Below are 17,485 nucleotides of genomic sequence, written 5' to 3' on the forward strand. Positions count from 1 at the left end.
GGTCCTCGCCATGCTCAATGCCAAGTCCTCCATCCGCCGCCGCGCGCGCGGCAGCACCATCCTCGCCTCCGCCATCCTGCTCGCCGCCGCCCTGCCCGGCGTAGCGACCGCGCAGCAGCTCGCCACCCGCGTCACCCAGACGGCCGATCCGGCGATGCAGAACCTCCAGATTCCCGACGGCGCCGACGTCCACGGCATGTGGTCCGGCGTGCAGAACTGGCCGCTGATCGGCATCCATTCGACGCTGCTGCCCAACGGCAAGGTCGTGACCTATGGCTCGCCCAACGGCCAGGGCGTGCAGGCCGGCCGCGTCTACGACATCTGGGATCCGGCAAAGGGCTTCGGCGGCGCCAGCCACATCACCCTCAACGGCGTCGCCGATGTCGACAGCTTCTGCTCCGCCGCCGTATTCCTCAACGATGGCTCGACGCTGATCGCGGGCGGCATCTTCGCCGGCGGCAACGACAAGGGCAGCGTCGTCGTCAATCCCACCGGCTCCGCGGTGCGCGGCCTCGGCCGCAATCTCGCCTACGATCGCTATTATGCGACCATGCTGACGCAGAGCGACGGGCGACCGCTGATCCTCGGCGGCTCCTATCCCTATGGCGACGTCAACAATTTCGTGCCCGAGGTGTATGACGAGGCGACCGGCTGGCGCAGCCTGTTCGGCGCCGCCGATGCCACCGCCTTTTCGCGCGAACTGGGCCGCTTCTGGTATCCGCGCGCCTGGCAGGGGCCGACCGGCCGCGTCTTCGGCATCTCCGCCGAACAGATGTGGTGGATGGACACCGCGGGCAACGGCGCGTTCCAGAGCGCCGGCATCCTCAAGTCGAAGGAAAGCTACGACCGGCTGGCCAACCAGCTGCTGCCCAATGTCGGCCCCACGTCCACGGCGGTGATGTACGACGTCGGCCGGATCATCCAGATGGGCGGCAACGGCCAGCAGAACGCCGATGCCACCTATTCGAGCTCGGCCGCGACCATCGTCGACATCAACGGCGCGACGCCGGTGCTGCGCGAGGCGGCACCGATGATCTTCGGCCGGCAATGGGCCAATGCGGTCGCACTGCCGACCGGCACCGTCCTGGTGGAGGGCGGATCGCTCTATGCCGACGAGGCCGGCTGGAGCGACGTGCGTCCCGCCGAACTGTGGGACAAGACCAGCAACACCTGGACGCTCGGCGCATCGGCCGGTGTCTATCGCGGCTATCACTCGTCGGCGCTGCTGATGCCCAACGGCACCGTGCTGACCGCTGGCGGCGGCGTGCCGGGGCCGGTCGTCAACCTGAACGCCGAGGTCTATTACCCCCCGTATCTGTTCCAGCGCGTCGGCGGCAGGATGCAGCTCGCGCCGCGGCCGCAGGTGCTCAGCCTCGATACGACCAAGCTAAACCATGGTCAGACCCTGCGCGTCGAGATGGCGAACGCCAACGCGATCCGCTCGGTCGCGCTGGTCCGCGTCGGCGGCAGCACCCACAGTTTCGACGCCGGCCAGCGCTACATCCCGCTCACCCACAGCCAGGCCGGGACCATCCTGACGGTGCGCACGCCGGCCTCCGCCGCCGCGGCGCCGCCGGGCTATTACCTGCTGACCGCGGTCGATGCCGACGGCGTGCCGTCCCCGTCGGTCATCGTCGCGCTGGGCGCGGCCATCGCCGCCCCGCCGGTCGCACCGTCGACGCCGGTCGGGGCGGTCTCCACCGCTGCCAATGCCGCGCAGACCGGGGCCGGCACCAGCATGTCGGGGCCGAGCTACGAATGGCGTCCCTGCGCCAGGGATGGCGACACCTGCAACGATCCCACGGGAACGGCGATCCGCTACGGCACCGGTGATCGCTGGTCGATCCGCACGATGCAGGGGTCGTTGCCCTGCACGATCGCGAACTTCGGCGATCCGGCGCGTGGCCGGCCCAAGAGCTGCCAGGTTCTCGCCTCGCTCAACCCCGTCGTGACCCGCGTTCCGGCCCCGACGCCGCCTCCGACGCCCACGCCCCCGCCGACGCCGACGCCCATGCCCCCGCCGACGCCGACGCCGACTCCGCCGACCACGGGCGGCACGTGGTCCGCGCTTGCCGACAACGCCTCGCGCATCTCCGTGGGGCAGGACGGCACCGCGGTCGTGGTCAATCCAGCCCGGGAATTGTGGCGCTACAACACGCCCTATAACTGGACGCGGATCGCCACCGGTTTCACCGACATGGCGGTGCAGAACGCCAACCGGATGTTCGCGATCGACGCTGCCGGCGACGTCCGGCGCTGGGACGGCAAGACCTGGAACTATGCCGGCTCCTACGCCAAGCGGATCGCCGTCGGGGCAGACGGCACCGCCGTCGTCATCTCCAAGGAAGGGCGCGGCTGGATCTATCTCAGCGACTACAAATGGGCGCCGCTGCCCGGCGACATGGTGCTCGACGAGGTGACGGTGCTGAACGCGAACAGCATCTACGGCGTCTCGCCCAACCTCAGCATCTATCGCTTGCGCGATAATCGCTGGGTCCCGGTCGGGCTGGCGGCGAAATCGATCTCCGCCGCCAACGGCAAGGTCGCCATTGCCAACAGCTGGGACAACTCGGTCTGGATCAAGCAGAGCGACAGCGACGCTGCAGACTGGCAGGCCGCGTCGACCACGCTCAATGCCATCGCACTCGGGCCGAACGGGTCGATCTGGGGCATCCGGCCGGACACGGCGCGCACCGTGGTGGTGCGCAAGTGACCGGCGCACGCCGCCTCGCCCGGCCGCTCCTCGCCCTGGTGCTGGCGGCCGGCTTGCTGGCGGCAGGTGCGCCACCCCGCGAAGCGACGCCGTTCGCCGGCTTCCTCGACCAGTCCGGGCGGCGGTTCGACCCCGCCCGGCTGGCGGGCCGGCCGGTGCTGCTGAACTTCATCTTTGCCGGATGCGGCACCACCTGCCCGCGGCAGACCGCCGAACTCGCCACGGTGCTTAAGGGCCTGCCGCCGCGGCTGCGGCGCGACCTGCGCATCGTTTCGGTCACCGTCGATCCGCAGAACGATACCCCCGCGGCGCTCGCCGGCTATGCGACGACCTTTGGTGCGCCCGCCGCGAACTGGGCGTTCCTGACCGGCAATCGGGACGCGATGCTGCGGCTGGTGCGTGCCTATCAGGGCGCCGGCGCGGTGAACGGCCGATTCGATACGGCCATGCACAGCACGGACGTCATGCTGCTCGGCGTCGGCGGCCGGGTGGTGCGCCGCTATCGGGCCTTGCCGCTCGATCGGGCGCGCCTCGGCCAAGATCTGGAGATGCTGGCACAATATCCGGCGCTGCTGCGCGGATGAACCGGACATATGACCATTTTGGACGCGCTTAACGATATGGCTACCATCGTCGATTAGCTCGGGTCCGGCACCATCGTCAGGAAAAGAGCCTTGAGCGTCATGCAGCCGATCATCCGCCGCCCAGTCACCCTCGCCGCCGCCACCATCGCCGCCCTGCTGGGCATCGCCAGCCCCGTCGGCGCGCAGGATTACGGCGCCGATCCGCAAGGGTCGGGTGCGATCGTCGGTGCGGTGAACTGGTTGCAGGGGACGTTGCTCGGCACGGTGGCCACCACCGTCGCGGTGATCGCGGTGGCGACGGTCGGGCTGCTGATGCTGACCGGCCGGCTGAACTGGCGTTATGGCGTCACCGTCGTCGTCGGCTGCTTCATCCTGTTCGGCGCGGCGAGCATCGTCGGCGGCATCCAGTCCGCTGCCCAGAGCGGCCTCTGAGCGCGCGGCGCGGGGGAGACGGCGATGGACGGGGTCGGCAGCGATGTCGTGTTCAAGGGCCTGACGCGGCCGCAGATGCTGCTCGGCGTCCCTTATGGTTTCCTGATCGGCAACGGCATCTTCGTCGCCGAGCTGTTTCTGGTGACGGGATCGTTCTGGGCGCTGCTGGTCGGCGTTGGCGTGCATGCGGCGGGCTGGCTCGCCTGCCTGCGTGAGCCGCGGCTGATCGACATCTGGCTGGTCCGCATCCGCCGCACGCCGCGCAACCGCAATTTCGCGCTGTGGCGCTGCAATTCGTACCGGCCGTGAGCGCGCTCGCCTCCCGATCATCGCCTGCCGCGGCGTCGATGCTGCCGCCCGGTGCTGCGGCGCGCGAAACCTCGGCGGGCAGCCGCCTGCCCTATCGCGCGCAGATCGACGATCATACCGTGCTGCTGCGCGACGGGCGGCTGATGCAGGTGCTGCGGCTGGACGGCTTCCTGTTCGAAACCGCCGACAGCAGCGAAATCGACTATCGCAAGGGCTTGCGCGACGCGATGCTGCAAGCCGTCGGCTCGTCGCGGTTCGCGCTCTATCACCACATCCTGCGCCGCCGCCTGCCCTCCACGCTGCCCGGCCGGTTCGACGACGTGTTCAGCGAATTCGTCGACGAACGCTGGAGCGAACGGCTGGCGACGCGGCGATTGTACGGCAACGCTTTGTATGTCGCGATCCTCCGCCGGCCACCGGCGAGCGCGTGGCGGCCGCGGTCCGGCGCGCCGCTGCTCGGCCAGCGCCGCGAGCGGCAGGCGGCGACCCGCGCGGCCGAACTGCAGGCGCTGAACGCCGCGCGCGAGGCGCTGGTCGCCGCACTCTCCGCCTATGGCCCGCGCCTGCTGTCCACCTACGGTCGCGACGGCGCGCTGTTTTCGGAGCCGCTCGAATATCTCGCCGCGCTCTACAATGGCGAGGAGCAGCCGGTGCGGCTGCCGGCCGGCGACGTGGGCGAATATCTGCCCTATCGCCGGGTCAGCTTCGGCGCGCGCACCGCCGAACTCGCGCCCGCCGCCGGTTTCGACCGGCGCTTCGTCGGCATCGTCTCGATCAAGGATTACCCCGCGCGCACCGCGCCCGGCATGTTCGACGGCCTGATGCGGCTGCCGTTCGAGATGACGGTGACGCAGAGCTTCGCCTTCGTCGAGCGCGGCGCCGCGCTCGGCCGGATCAACCTGTCGGTGCGGCGGATGCGCGCCGCCGACGACGAAGCGCTGGGGCTGCGCGGCGAGCTGGAGCAGGCGCGCGATGCGGTCGCCTCCGGCCGCGCAGGCTTCGGCGAGCATCACCTGACCGTCGCAGTCCACGGCGCGACGCAGCAGGAGGTCGACGCCGGCACCGCCGAGGTGCAGGCCGCGCTCGCCGACCTCGGCATCATCGCGGTGCGCGAGGATATCGGCCTGGAGGCGACATTCTGGGGTCAGTTCCCCGGCAATTTCGCCTTCATCGCCCGCCGCGCCCTCATCTCCACCCGCAATTTCGCCAGTCTTGCGAGCTGGCACAACTTCCCGGTCGGACGCGCCGCGCACAATCATTGGGGGCCGGCGGTGGCGATCCTGGAGACGACCGCCGCCGGGCCGTACCATTTCAACTTCCACGAAGGCGACCTCGGCAATTTCACCATCATCGGCCCCAGCGGATCGGGCAAGACGGTGGTGCTCAACTTCCTGCTCGCCCAGGCGCGCCGCCACCGCCCGCGCATCGCCTATTTCGACAAGGATCGCGGCTCCGAACTGTTCCTGCGCGCGATCGGCGGCCATTACGACGTGCTGCGGCCGGGAAGCCCCGCCGGGCTCAACCCGCTGCTGCTGCCCGATACTCCCGCCAACCGCCTGTTCCTGCTCGACTGGCTGTCGCGCCTGCTCGCCGCCGACCGCGCGCTGTCGGCTGACGAGGTGGCGACGCTGCGCGAGGGGATCGCGATCAACATGGCCGCGCCGCGCGAATACCGCCGCCTCGGCTCGTTCGCGCAGCTGCTGCGCGGCGCGCGGCGGCCGCATGCCGACGACCTGTTCAGCCGGTTGCAGCCCTGGTGGGGCGCGGGGCAGCACGCCTGGCTGTTCGACAATGTCGAGGATCACGTGTCGATCGACGCGCCGGTCATCGGCTTCGACATGACGCATATCCTCGACGATCCGATCACCCGGACGCCGGCGATGATGTACCTGTTCCACCGGGTCGAGGAGCGGCTGGACGGCACGCCGACGATCATCGTCGTCGACGAAGGATGGAAGGCGCTGGACGACGACGCCTTCGTCGCCCGGATCCGCGACTGGGAAAAGACGATCCGCAAGCGCAACGGCATCGTCGGCTTCGCGACGCAGAGCGCCGAGGACGCGCTGGAAAGCCGCATCGCCGCGGCGATCGTCGAGCAGGCGGCGACCCAGATCTTCATGCCCAATCCCAAGGCGCGGGCGGAGGATTATTGCGGCGGCTTCGGCCTCACCGCGCATGAACATGAGCTGGTGCGCGCGATGCCGCCCGGCGCGCACGCCTTCCTGATCCGCCACGGCAAGCACAGCGTCGTCGCCCGCCTCGACCTGTCGGGCGAGGCCGAGATGCTGACCATCCTGTCGGGCCGCGAACGCTCGGTGCGGCAGCTCGACACGCTGCGGGCCGAGGTCGGCGACGATCCCACCGCCTGGATGCCGCGGTTGCTGGCGATGCAGCCATGACGCCGGGCGCCTGCACGCCCCCGTCGGGCGGCGAGCGGCCGATCGCCGACCTGCTCGGCTGGGCCGACTGCCGCGCGGATGCGCTCGGCTGGGCGGGGTATCAGGCGATCGGGCAGGGCGACTGGTTCGCCACCATCCTGACCGCGACGCTGACGATCGCCGTCGCGATCCAGGGCTATCGCCTGCTGGCGGGGCGGACGCCGGACCTCGGCCACGTTCTGGGGCAAGTCGTGCGGCTCGCCCTCGCCATCACCCTGACGGGCAGCGTCGGCGCCTATGGCACGCTCGTCTACCGCGTCGCGACCGAAGGGCCGTTCGAACTGTCCGGCCGCCTCACCGAGGCTGCGGGGATCGCCGGCGGCGATCTGCCGGCGCGGCTCGATCGGCTCTACACGGTCATCCGGCTCGATCCCGAAACGCGCGGGCGGCTGGCAAGGGGCGGACCGCCCCGCGCCGCCATGCCTGCGCAGGCGACCAGCGATTCAGGCCAGCGCAGCGCCGCCACCCTGTTCGTGGTGGCGACGGTCGGCCCCTGGATCGCGCTGCGGATGGCGTTGGCGCTGCTGCTGGCGATCGGGCCGTTCGCGGCGCTGACGCTGCTGTTCCAGGCGACGACCGGGGCGTTCGTCAATTGGCTGCGTGCCGTTGCCGGTCTGGGTCTGGGCCTCGCCGGTATTGCCATCGTCCTGCCGCTGCAACTGGAGGCGCTGGAGCCGATCGCCGCCAGTGCCGGCACGGGCACGCCCGATTATACCGCGATGATCGCGGTCATCGGTGTCTTCGCGCTGGTGTCGATCGCCATCCTGTGCGCCGCGCATCGCGTTACCGCGCTCGTGATGCTGCCGGCGCGCCACTGGGTCCGCCAGCACCTCTCCGCCCCGCCGTTCGCCGGCGAGCACGCGCCGTCATGGTCCCCGCCCGGTGGCGCTGAGGCGTTCGCCGGCGCCGTCACGCTTCCGGCTGCGCCGCCACCGCCCCAGCGTTCGCACGCCGCCTCGGTCGCGGACGCGCTCAGCCAGGCGGCCCGGCGCAGCGACCCGGCACGCGTGACGACGATCGAGCATGACCGCGGGGCGCCGCGCTCCGCCGTCCTCTCCCGCCATCCGACCACCATGGCGCATGCCGCGCCGATCGCGCCCGACGCTGCGCGCCGCGGGCTGCCGAACCTTCGGCCTTCCGACAGGATCACACGATGACCGATGCCGCAGACTATTATCGAAGCGCCGGGGCATGGGCGCACGATCGCGAGGACGCGCTGCGGCGGTCGCGGCGCCTCGCCTGGTATGCGGTCGGCGGCATCGCCGCCATCGCCTTGCTGGAGGGGATCGCGCTCGTCCTGCTGATGCCGCTCAAGACGACGGCGACGGTCGCGATGCTGGTCGACCGCACCACCGGCTACACGCAGGTGGTCGATCCCGCCGCCCCGCGCCGCATCCGCGCCGATCGCGCGCTGCTCGATTCGCTGCTCGCCCAATATGTCGAGGGGCGCGAGGCATATGACCGTGCCACCCTGGCCCAGAACTATCGCAAGGTGACCCTGTGGTCATCGGGACAGGCGCGGGCGAGCTACATCGCCGCGATCGACCCGCGCAATCCCGACAGCCCGGCGCTGCGGCTGCCGCAGGGGCAGACGGTGGCGGTGCACATCAAGAGCGTATCGCTGCTGTCGCCGCGCACCGCGATGGTGCGCTTCGAAACGGTGACCGAAGCGCGCGACGGGGGCGCGATCGGCGCACGATCCTGGGCCGCGGTGATCGGCTTCCGCTTCGCCGACGGGCGGATGACGGCTGCGGATCAGCTGGTCAATCCGCTCGGCTTCCAGGTCACCTCCTACCGCCGCGATGCCGAGACGCTGGCTCCGCGTGATCAGGGAGACGTGATGTGACCCGCATGCTGGCCGCATCCCTGCTCGCCGCCGTGGCAGGCATGGCGAGCGCGCAGGTCGCCGCGCCCGACCCGCACATCCAGTCGGCACCCTATGACGCGGGCCGGATCGTGCCGCTGCGCATCGCCCCCGGCTTCGTCGCGACGGTGGCGTTCGCGCCCGACGAGCGGATCGAGAATGTCGCGGTCGGCAATCCCGCCGGCTGGCAGGTCACCGCCAACAAGCGCGGCGACCATCTGTTCATCCGCGCCCTGCAGGACGGCGGCACCACCAATCTGGAGGTGGTGACCGATCAGCGCCACTACGGCTTCCTGCTGACCGCGGGCGGAGCGGGCGATCCCGATACGGTGTTCTCGCTACGCTTCGATTACGGGCCGGGTGGCCCGGCGGCGTCTCGCCCCTCGCCCGTCGTGGCGGTGGCGGAGGCGCCCGGCCTTTATCGCCTGTCGGGTGCGCGGCGGCTGCGGCCGACCGCGATGTCCGACGATGGCCGGGTGACGCGCATCTGCTGGCCCGTGCGCGATGCCATCCCTGCGATCTTCGCCCGCGACGCCTCGGACAAGGAGCGGTTGGTCAACAGCCGGACGGAAAGCGAGTGTTCGGTGATCGACGCGATCTGGCCCGGCTATCGCTTCGTCGCCGGTTCCGCCGCGGCGACCGCCCGCCGTATCGTCGCGGGCAAAGGTCGATGACGCGCCCGCTCACCGAACCGGCGGCGATCGATCGGCCCGATGACGGAACGCCGGTGGTCGCCATGCCGGCGCGCGGCCTGCCGACCGGTGCGATCGTCGGGCTGGCCGCGATCGGAGCGGCGTTGCTGTTCCTGACGCTCGATCTGCGGCGGGGCGCGGGCGAACGGTCGCTGCTCGCCACCAGCGGCACCGCCACCTTCGCCTCCGCGCCGCCGCTGCGGCTGGCGTCTTTGCCGTCGTCCGGACCTGCCCCGGCGGTGACGGACGATCGTTCGCGGCCGGGCGGCGCATGGCGGGCGACGAACCCGATGGCAGTACGCCCGCACTATGCCGCGCAACCGCCGGCCTCCGCGGGACTCCCGCCGTTGGCAGCGCCGACGCGCTATCCGATGACGGGTGCGTCCGCTCCTGCGACCATGCCGCCGCCCTATGTGCCGGGCCAGCCGTTCCGCAGCGTCGCGGCGCAGGCGGGTGGCGACCGCCCCGCGGATACGCCGCTGGTTATCGATATCGATCGCGACGGCGCCGCGCCGCGCGATGGGGCGGCGACGGGTCCGACGGCCGACACGTCCCGCCCGATCCGCGCGACGCTGATCGCCAACCGCGCCAGCCTGGTGCCGGAGGGCACGATGGTCGCCGCAACGCTGGAAACGCCGATCGATTCGACCCGCCCCGGCCTGATCCGCGCCGTGGTGGGCGAGGATGTGCGTGGCTTCGACGGCAAGCGCGTTCTCATCCCGCGCGGATCGCGCCTGACCGGCGAATATCGTGCCGACGTGCAGAGCGGCCAGCGGCGGGTGCTCGCCACCTGGTCCCGGCTGGTGCGGCCGGATGGCGTGGCGGTGCGCATCGACTCGCCGGCGGCCGACCGGCTCGGCGGCAGCGGCATTCCCGGCCGGGTCGAAACCAACTTCCTGCAACGCTTCGCCACCGCCGTGCTCCAGTCGGCGCTGAACGTCGGCGTCAATCTCGCCTCGCGCAGCAACGGCAGCACGGTCATCATCGGCCCCGCCGGCGGTGCGATGACGCAGGTGCTGCCCGCCCCCGAACCCCGCCGCAGCATCCTGGTGAAGGCCGGGCAGCCGGTGTCGGTGTTCGTCGCCCGCGATCTCGACTTCTCCGGCGTGCCGGGGTGGCGATGACCGCCCTCGCACCGACCGCCGTCGTGCCGCCGCCGCCCGATTATCTCGACGCCTTCCTCGCGCGGCTGAGGCCGCTGCTCGATGCGCCCGACGTTACCGACCTGTACGTCAACCGGCCGGGCGAGGTGTGGATCGACCGGCTCGGCAATGCGAGCCGCCGCCACGCCGTTCCCGAACTGACCGAGGATGCGCTGTGGAGCCTCGTGCGGCAGATCGCCCGCACCACGCATCAGGGGATCAGCCGTGCACACCCGCTGATGGCAGCGAGCCTGCCCGGCGGCGAGCGGGTGCAGGTGATCGCAGCGCCGGCAACCCGCGGCGGCATCGCCATCGCCATCCGCAAACCCGCCGTCGCGCCGCTGACCCTTGCCGACTATCGCCGCTCCGATGCCTTTGCCGCCACGCGCTGTCATGCGCCGCCCGCAGATGCAGCATTGCGCGCCCTCTACGCCGCGGGCGATTACGCAAGCTTCCTCGGCGCCGCGGTGCGCGCGCGCAAGACGATCCTGATCGCCGGCGGCACTGCCAGCGGCAAGACGACCTTCGCCAACGCGCTGATCCGCGAGATCCCGGCCGACGAACGGCTGATCGCGATCGAGGACACGCCGGAGCTGATCCTCGATGCGCCCAACGTCCTCGGCCTGGTGGCGGTGCGCGGCACGCAGGGCGAAAGCGACGTGTCCGCCGAACAGTTGCTGCAAGCCTCGCTGCGCATGCGACCGAGCCGCATCCTGCTTGGCGAATTGCGCGGGGCGGAAGCCTTCACCTTCCTGCGCGCGGTCAACACCGGTCATCCCGGCTCGATCACCACCATCCATGCCGACAGCCCGGACCTGGCGATCGAACAGCTCGCATTGCTGGTGCTGGAGGCGGGCATTCGCCTCTCCCGTGCCGATGTCGCCGCCTATGTCCGCAAGGTGGTGGATGTGTTCGTGCAACTCGATCGGACGAACAATGTCCGCACCGTGCGCGAAATCCGCTGGGCCGCGGCGGAGGGGTGACCCGCGGCCGGCCGGGCGGGGCTGACTGGAAATATCGCGCCGCGATGTTTATCGGGGAACGCGCCATCGACGGTCCGGGTTGAGACGGGTACAGCAGGGAGAGGCTCGTCATGTCCATCGAGATCGCTTTGGAAGCCGGCGCGACGATCGGTGAATCGGCGACCTGGGTCGCGGCGGAAAACGCGGTCTACTGGATCGATGTGAAGGCACCCGCGCTCCATCGCTTCGCGCTCGGCGACGGGGCGCAGCGGACATGGCCCCTGACCAGCGATGTCGGTGGCTTCGCATTGACCGAAGACGGCGGCGCGGTCGTGGCGCTGCGGCATGGCGTGCATCGGCTCGACCTCGCCAGCGGCGATCTCGCGCTGCTTGCTCCGCCACCCTTCGACCCGGCGCTGTTCCGCTTCAACGAAGGGGCGTGCGACGCTACCGGCCGCTTCTGGATCGGCGTGATGTTCGATCCCATCGCCGGCGACGCGGCATGCCGGCCCGATTCGCTCTACAGCTTCACGCTGGCAGGCGGCCTTCGCGAGGAACCCGACGCGGCGACGCTGCACAACGGTATGGCGTGGAGCGCGGACGGCGGCACCTTCTTCCTCTCGCACAGCTATCGGGGAGAGATCATCGCCTTCGACTATGACGCGGACGGCGGCCGCCTGTCCAACCGCCGCGTCTTCGCGACGGTGGATGCGGCCGACGGCATCCCCGACGGCGCGGCGATCGATCGCGACGGCGGCTATTGGACCGCCCTGCACGGCGGCGGCAAATTACGCCGATTCCACGCCAACGGCACCATGGATCGCGATATCGCCATGCCGGCGCGCCAACCAACAATGCCCTGCTTCGCGGGGGACGAGATGGCGACGCTCTACGTCACCAGCGCTTCGGACGGCATGACCGCCGCCGAGAAACAGGCCGAGCCGCATGCCGGCGCGCTGCTGCGGCTGGTGCCGGGCGAACGGGGGATCGCGCGGCCGTACATCGTGCGCTGACCAAGGGTGCGGATGACGTGGCATTGCTCCCGCGAACCCCGTCCGCCCGGAGCCTGTCGAAGCCTGCCCCTGAGCGACACCGTACAAGGCATGAGTATCACCTGTGCTGCCACAGGCTCGGCACGCGCGGTTACTGGTCACGTCATCCGGGGGTCGGCCTACAGATCGCCGCGCGCGTTCAGCACGCCGATGCGATGCGCCATGCGGATGGCCAGCGCGTAGATCGTCAGCGACGGATTGACGCCGCCGACCGTCGGGAACACCGAACCGTCGCACACCCACAGGTTCGGGACGTCCCAGCTGCGGCCATCGGCGTCGACCACGCTTTTCGCCGGATCGTCCCCCATCCGCACCGTGCCGCCGAGGTGGTTGGTATCCTCGGGCTGCTCGAAGATGTCGTGGGCCCCGATCGCGTCGATCGATGCGCGCATCCGGCCCAGCGCATGGTCGATCATCGCCTTGTCGTTGTCGCCCCAGCCGAACGTCACCTTGGCGACGCGCAGGCCATATTGGTCGACATCGTCGGCGAGCGTCACCGTGTTGCGCTCGTCCGGCAGGCATTCGCCGACCATCTTCACGCCGATCATGTGGTTATAGTCGCGCATCGCGTCACGCAGCGGCTGGCCCCAGAGGCCGCGCGCGCCGGTGAGCACCGAGGTCCATTCGATCGGCAGCGGTCCCTGCCCCAGCCACAGATAGCCGCCGTGGAAATCCTTGTCGTCGTTGTAATTCCAATGTTCGGTGATCGCGAGGCTGGGCGGCCCCTTGTACCAGCGCACCGGCTCGTCCATCCGCCCCCACACTGCGGCGTTGGACTGGGTCATGAAGTTCTTGCCGACCAGCCCCGACGAATTGCCCAGCCCGTCGTCCGCCGAGTTCAGCAGCAGCCGCGGCGTTTCCACCGCATAGCCTGCGACGATGACGTTGCAAGCCTTCTGGAAACGCCACGCCCCGTCGCGGTGATAGTGGACGCCCGTCGCCTTGCCGTCGGGTCCCGTCTCGATCCGTCCGACCATGGCGAGATCGCGGATCTCCGCGCCGGCGGCCAGCGCACGCGGCAGGAACACCGTCAGCGCCGATCGTTTGGCATTGGTGGAACACCCGAACCGGCAGAAGCCGCGATAGACGCAGGGCGGGCTCATCCCCGGCCCAAAAGAGTGTGGCGCCGATAGCGTCGCGAGCGGCGTTTCGGTCCATTCGATCCCGGTCGCCTTCGCTCCACGGGCCAAGAGCTTGCCGGCGCCGTTGAGCTCGTGCGCGCGATAGGGATACCGGGGCCGCTTCGGGCCCCATGGATAGGAGATCGGGCCGGCGATGCTCAATTGGCGTTCGGCCTCGGCATACCAATGCCACATCTCTTCCCAGCCGATCGGCCAATCGGCGCCATAACCGAGCAGGCTGCGCGATTTGAACCATTCGGGCCGAAACCGCAGTGCGACCATGGCGTAGTCGACGGTCGATCCCCCCACGGCCTTGCCCGAATTGTTGCCGCCCATCTTCACCGGATCGGCACCGGCGACGACGCGGCGGTCGTTCCAATAGAGCTGTTCCTGCGCCGTTTCGTCCGAGGCGAAATCGTCGAGCGGGCGGAAATAGCCGCCGGCGTCGAAGGCGACGACGGAGAAGCCCTGTTCCGCCAGCAAGGCCGCCAGCGTGCCGCCGCCTGCCCCGGTGCCAACGATGACGAAATCGACCGCCTCGTCCTCGCGATATTCGCGCATCGGCGTCCAGCCGCCAGGGGTGAAGATATCGGGCGCGCGGCCGCCGGTCGCCCGTGGTCCCTTACGCGGATCAGACCACATGACGATTCTCCCGCTCCGCCGCGCCATCGTCGTCGCGGCGCCATTCCGCCGCCTCCCATGGATCGCGCCGATCGCCATCCAGGCGGACATAGCCACGCGGGCTGGCAGGGCCGCCGAAGCCGGTCTCGTCCCAGGCCTGCGGCAGGCCGTAGAATAGCGGCGGCACATCGGCGAGCACGCGCCGTTCGAAGAAGCGGCGGGCGTCGACCTCATGCCAGTTCAATCGGCCGGTGGCCATGGCGGCGACCATCGCATCGCGATCCGCGGCCGACAGGGCGACGAAACCGCACCCCGCGCTGGCCTTCGCCTGTGCATCCAGCGCGCACAGTCCCTGCCGCCATGCCTCGCCGGGCCAGGGCATATCCTCGTCACGGGTGCCCTCGTCTCCCGCGGCGAGCAGATGCGCGTCGAGCAGCGCGACCAGGGGTGGTGTGATCTCGCCGGGGATGACCGACTGGCACAGCGCATCGGCGATTCCCCACTCGTCTGCCGTGAAGAAGCGCGGCTGCGCCGGGGTGGCCAGCCGCTCCTCGATAACCGCGCGGGTGCGCGCGTTCCATGAGGGCGTATCCGCTTTCGCCAGCGTGCTGTATCCGGGGAAGCGCGGCGGCTCATGCATCGCGGCGCCTCCCCATCAGGGCGAGCGCGGCCAGCCCGGCGAGCGCCAGCCCGGTAAACGACGGCGGTGCCGGCAGCGGCGGCCCTGCGAACATCGTCTGCCGCCAATTGCGGAACCCGCCCATGTTGCGCGACACGCCATAGGCATGGAAGCCGACGCCCGCGACGCCCATCACCGCCGTCGCCACCATCCAGGCACCCGCGACGCGCCGTACCGCGGGTGCCTCGGTCGCCACGGCAGCGGCGAGCAATACCGCGCCGATCGGCGGCATCGTCACCGGCAGCAGCATCGCCGGATTGTGGAACGCGCCGCGGAAGTGGAGCAGGCCTACCTCTGCCGTCGTCGCGAGCAGCGAGGCAGCGGTGCCGAGGGCGATCACCTGCCCGGCCGGCCGGCCGAACACCATCTCCGGCTGGCCGGGCGGATTATCGCGCACGCGCTCTGCAAGGACACCGACGATGCCTGAGAGCGTCAGTGCCGCCGGTGCCCCCAACGGCGCGCGATAGAACAGGTTCTGCCAGCTGAAGCCGCCGACCTCGCGCGTGACGTTGTAGATGTGGAAGCCGGTGCCGATCACGCCGGTGAGTGCCGCCGCCGCATAGCTGCCATCGCGAACGTCATGGGCCTCGTTGCGCTGATCGGCCACGCCATGCACGCTGACGCCGAGCGACATCGTGGCCACCACGATCGGCGTCCACATCGCGCGATCGTGGAAGTTGCCGCGATAATGCTCCATCGCGCTGTCGATCAGTACCGATGTGGCGATCATGCCGGCCGCCCGGTTGAGTTGCCGCGCCGCGCCGATCACGACCTTGCGCTGCGCGACCTCGGATCGCGCGGCGGCGCGGGGGACCGCGACGTGCCGATCGCCCGACGCCCTCTTGCTGCGTGCCATGTCACTTGTCGCCGGGCAGGAGCCGCGCGAACAGCTGTCGCGCACTTTCCTTCAGCACCGAACCCAATTCCGGTTCGTCCCGCATCATCGTCATGAAGTTCTTCGCGTCCTTGATGCCGATATGCGGCGGCAATGGCGGCACGTTGGGATCGGCGCGGAACTCGATGATGACAGGCCGATCAGCGGTCAGCGCCTCACGCCACGCATCCGCGACACGGTCCGGATCGTCGCAATAGATGCCCTTGAGGCCGATCAGCTCGGCATAACGGTGGTATGGAAAATCCGGGATGGTCTGGGTCGACGGCGTTTTGCCCTCGCCGAGCTGCACGCGCTCTTCCCACGTCACCTGGTTCAGATCCTGATTGTTGAGAACCATCAGGATGAAGCGTGGGTCCTCCCACTCCCGCCAATATTTCCCGACGGTAATCATCTCGTTCAGCCCGTTCATCTGCATCGCTCCATCGCCGATGAAGCCGATCACCGGACGGTGCGGAAAGGCGAATTTGGCACCGATCGCATAAGGCGTCGCCGCACCCAGCGAGGCGAGCCCGCCGGACAGCGACCCCATCATGCCGCGCCGCATCCGGATATCGCGCGCATACCAGTCGGCGACGGTGCCCGAGTCCGCCGTCAGGATCACGCCGTCAGGCAGCAGCGGCGACAGTTCGTGGAAGATGCGCTGCGGATTGAGCGGTTCGGCAGGCATCATCGCCCGCTCCTCGACCACCTTCCACCAATCCGCGACACCCTGCTCGATGCCGTCGCGCCATGAACGATCCGTCTTCTCGTGCAGCAGCGGCAGCAGGGCCTTGAGCGTCTCGCGACTGTCGCCGACGAGATTATATTCCATGGGATAGCGCAGCGACAGGTTCGCCCCGTCGATGTCGATCTGCACCCCCCGTGCGGCGCCGGGTTCCGGCAGGAACTCGCTATAGGGAAACGCGGAGCCGACCATCAGCAACGTGTCGCATTGCTTCATCAGGTCCCAGCTCGGCTTGGTGCCGAGCAGGCCGATCTGCCCCGTCACCCACGGCAGGTCATCGGGCAGCGCCGCCTTGCCGAGCAGCGCCTTGGCGCAGCCGGCGCCCAGCCGATCGGCCACCGCGATCACCTCGTCGGTCGCATGCAGCGCTCCGGCGCCGACAAGTATGGCGACCCGCTTGCCCTCGTTCAGGATGGCGGCGGCACGCTCAAGGTCGCCCTGGTCCGGGATCTTTGCGGTGCCCGGATAGCCGACCCCGGTATGCGTCGCACCATGGGCCATCGGCGGCTCGCGGTACGTCGCCTCCTGCAAATCGTTGGGTATGATGACGGTCGTAACGGCGCGCTTGGCCTGTGCGATGCGGACGGCGCGGTCGATGCAGGTCCGCACCTGTTCCGGCACCACCGCGGTCACGACATATTCGCTGACGTCGGCGAACAGATGCTGGAGGTCCACCTCCTGCTGGTAATTGGCACCCAGCGCGCTGCGCGCTTGCTGGCCGACGATCGCCACGACGGGCATGTGATCCATCTTGGCATCGTACAAGCCGGTCAGCAGGTGTATCGCACCGGGACCCGAGGTGGCGTAGCACAGCCCCGGCTGGCCGGTGAACTTGGCATGCGCGGACGCCATGAACGCCGCCATCTCCTCATGGCGAACCTGCGTATAGTGCATGACATCGCGCGCTTTCTCGAGCGCCACGTCGAGGCCGCCGACCCCGTCGCCCGGATAACCGAAGACCCGCGTCAATCCCCATTCGTGAAGGCGCGCCCAGACATATTCGGCGACGTTCTGCGACATCCGACACACCTCTCCTGACCTTTTCCGACATAACCCTGAAATCAGCGACCCAGTTCCGCAAGAAATGTCGCATCAGGATATATACGGAGGTTCGGCGCGGTCTGTTTGTTCGGCCGGAGGAGTGACGCTCAGTCGCTTGTCGGCCTGTCGTGTCGCTACGGCACGAACATCATTTAAAAGCCTGAAAAGAACGGGATGCCGTGGATAGCGGCCGCGCGGGCGCGAAACGGCTACACG

General features: G+C 69.5%; 15 protein-coding genes. 11 read left to right on the top strand and 4 right to left on the bottom strand.

Annotated features, from left to right (window positions below):
- Positions 1-10 precede the first annotated feature (10 nt).
- From AC4GY7_RS01985 to AC4GY7_RS02035, 11 genes are all read left to right on the top strand, one after another.
- The gene (locus AC4GY7_RS01985; protein WP_491111725.1) at positions 11-2,713 is read left to right on the top strand and encodes a galactose oxidase-like domain-containing protein; all 2,703 of its coding nucleotides are present in this window, start codon (positions 11-13) and stop codon (positions 2,711-2,713) included.
- Positions 2,710-3,297: an SCO family protein gene (locus AC4GY7_RS01990; protein WP_491111726.1), complete on the top strand. Its 588-nt coding sequence runs from the start codon at positions 2,710-2,712 to the stop codon at positions 3,295-3,297. Before AC4GY7_RS01985 ends, AC4GY7_RS01990 begins: the two co-directional genes overlap by 4 nt.
- A gap of 99 nt (positions 3,298-3,396) precedes the next feature.
- The gene (locus tag AC4GY7_RS01995) at positions 3,397-3,729 is read left to right on the top strand and encodes a TrbC/VirB2 family type IV secretion system protein (protein ID WP_491112076.1); all 333 of its coding nucleotides are present in this window, start codon (positions 3,397-3,399) and stop codon (positions 3,727-3,729) included.
- Positions 3,730-3,753: 24 nt separating this feature from the next.
- The gene (locus tag AC4GY7_RS02000; protein WP_491111727.1) at positions 3,754-4,038 is read left to right on the top strand and encodes a VirB3 family type IV secretion system protein; all 285 of its coding nucleotides are present in this window, start codon (positions 3,754-3,756) and stop codon (positions 4,036-4,038) included.
- A 38-nt stretch (positions 4,039-4,076) separates the two neighbouring features.
- Complete coding sequence (locus AC4GY7_RS02005) at positions 4,077-6,437, top strand: VirB4 family type IV secretion/conjugal transfer ATPase (RefSeq protein ID WP_491112077.1); 2,361 nt, start codon at positions 4,077-4,079, stop codon at positions 6,435-6,437.
- Positions 6,434-7,633: a type IV secretion system protein gene (locus tag AC4GY7_RS02010; protein ID WP_491111728.1), complete on the top strand. Its 1,200-nt coding sequence runs from the start codon at positions 6,434-6,436 to the stop codon at positions 7,631-7,633. The genes AC4GY7_RS02005 and AC4GY7_RS02010 overlap by 4 nt, the downstream gene beginning before the upstream one ends.
- Complete coding sequence (locus AC4GY7_RS02015) at positions 7,630-8,322, top strand: VirB8 family type IV secretion system protein (protein ID WP_491111729.1); 693 nt, start codon at positions 7,630-7,632, stop codon at positions 8,320-8,322. The genes AC4GY7_RS02010 and AC4GY7_RS02015 overlap by 4 nt, the downstream gene beginning before the upstream one ends.
- Before the next feature lie 5 nt (positions 8,323-8,327).
- Positions 8,328-9,014, top strand: a complete 687-nt coding sequence (locus tag AC4GY7_RS02020; protein WP_491111730.1) for a TrbG/VirB9 family P-type conjugative transfer protein — start codon at positions 8,328-8,330, stop codon at positions 9,012-9,014.
- Positions 9,011-10,156 carry a TrbI/VirB10 family protein gene (locus tag AC4GY7_RS02025; protein ID WP_491111731.1) on the top strand — a complete coding sequence of 382 codons (1,146 nt, stop codon included), beginning with the start codon at positions 9,011-9,013 and terminating at the stop codon, positions 10,154-10,156. The genes AC4GY7_RS02020 and AC4GY7_RS02025 overlap by 4 nt, the downstream gene beginning before the upstream one ends.
- Complete coding sequence (virB11, locus tag AC4GY7_RS02030) at positions 10,153-11,157, top strand: P-type DNA transfer ATPase VirB11 (protein WP_491111732.1); 1,005 nt, start codon at positions 10,153-10,155, stop codon at positions 11,155-11,157. The genes AC4GY7_RS02025 and virB11 overlap by 4 nt, the downstream gene beginning before the upstream one ends.
- 110 nt (positions 11,158-11,267) lie before the next feature.
- Positions 11,268-12,149 carry an SMP-30/gluconolactonase/LRE family protein gene (locus AC4GY7_RS02035; protein ID WP_491111733.1) on the top strand — a complete coding sequence of 294 codons (882 nt, stop codon included), beginning with the start codon at positions 11,268-11,270 and terminating at the stop codon, positions 12,147-12,149.
- 158 nt (positions 12,150-12,307) lie between these two features.
- On the opposite strand, the gene AC4GY7_RS02040 is transcribed toward AC4GY7_RS02035, so the two are convergent.
- From AC4GY7_RS02040 to AC4GY7_RS02055, 4 genes are read right to left on the bottom strand one after another with little or no spacing between them, the layout of a single operon-like run.
- A complete protein-coding gene (locus tag AC4GY7_RS02040) occupies positions 12,308-13,951 on the bottom strand; it encodes a GMC family oxidoreductase (protein ID WP_491111734.1) in 1,644 nt (547 codons plus the stop codon).
- On the bottom strand, positions 13,941-14,570 hold the full coding sequence (locus AC4GY7_RS02045; protein WP_491111735.1) for a gluconate 2-dehydrogenase subunit 3 family protein: 630 nt from the start codon (positions 14,568-14,570) through the stop codon (positions 13,941-13,943). The genes AC4GY7_RS02040 and AC4GY7_RS02045 overlap by 11 nt, the downstream gene beginning before the upstream one ends.
- The gene (locus tag AC4GY7_RS02050; RefSeq protein ID WP_491111736.1) at positions 14,563-15,465 is read right to left on the bottom strand and encodes a hypothetical protein; all 903 of its coding nucleotides are present in this window, start codon (positions 15,463-15,465) and stop codon (positions 14,563-14,565) included. The genes AC4GY7_RS02045 and AC4GY7_RS02050 overlap by 8 nt, the downstream gene beginning before the upstream one ends.
- A 1-nt stretch (position 15,466) precedes the next feature.
- Positions 15,467-17,248, bottom strand: coding sequence for a thiamine pyrophosphate-requiring protein (locus tag AC4GY7_RS02055; protein WP_491111737.1), 1,782 nt, complete (start codon positions 17,246-17,248; stop codon positions 15,467-15,469).
- Positions 17,249-17,485: the final 237 nt, after the last annotated feature.

Source organism: Sphingomonas sp. SP5, from assembly GCF_058313455.1.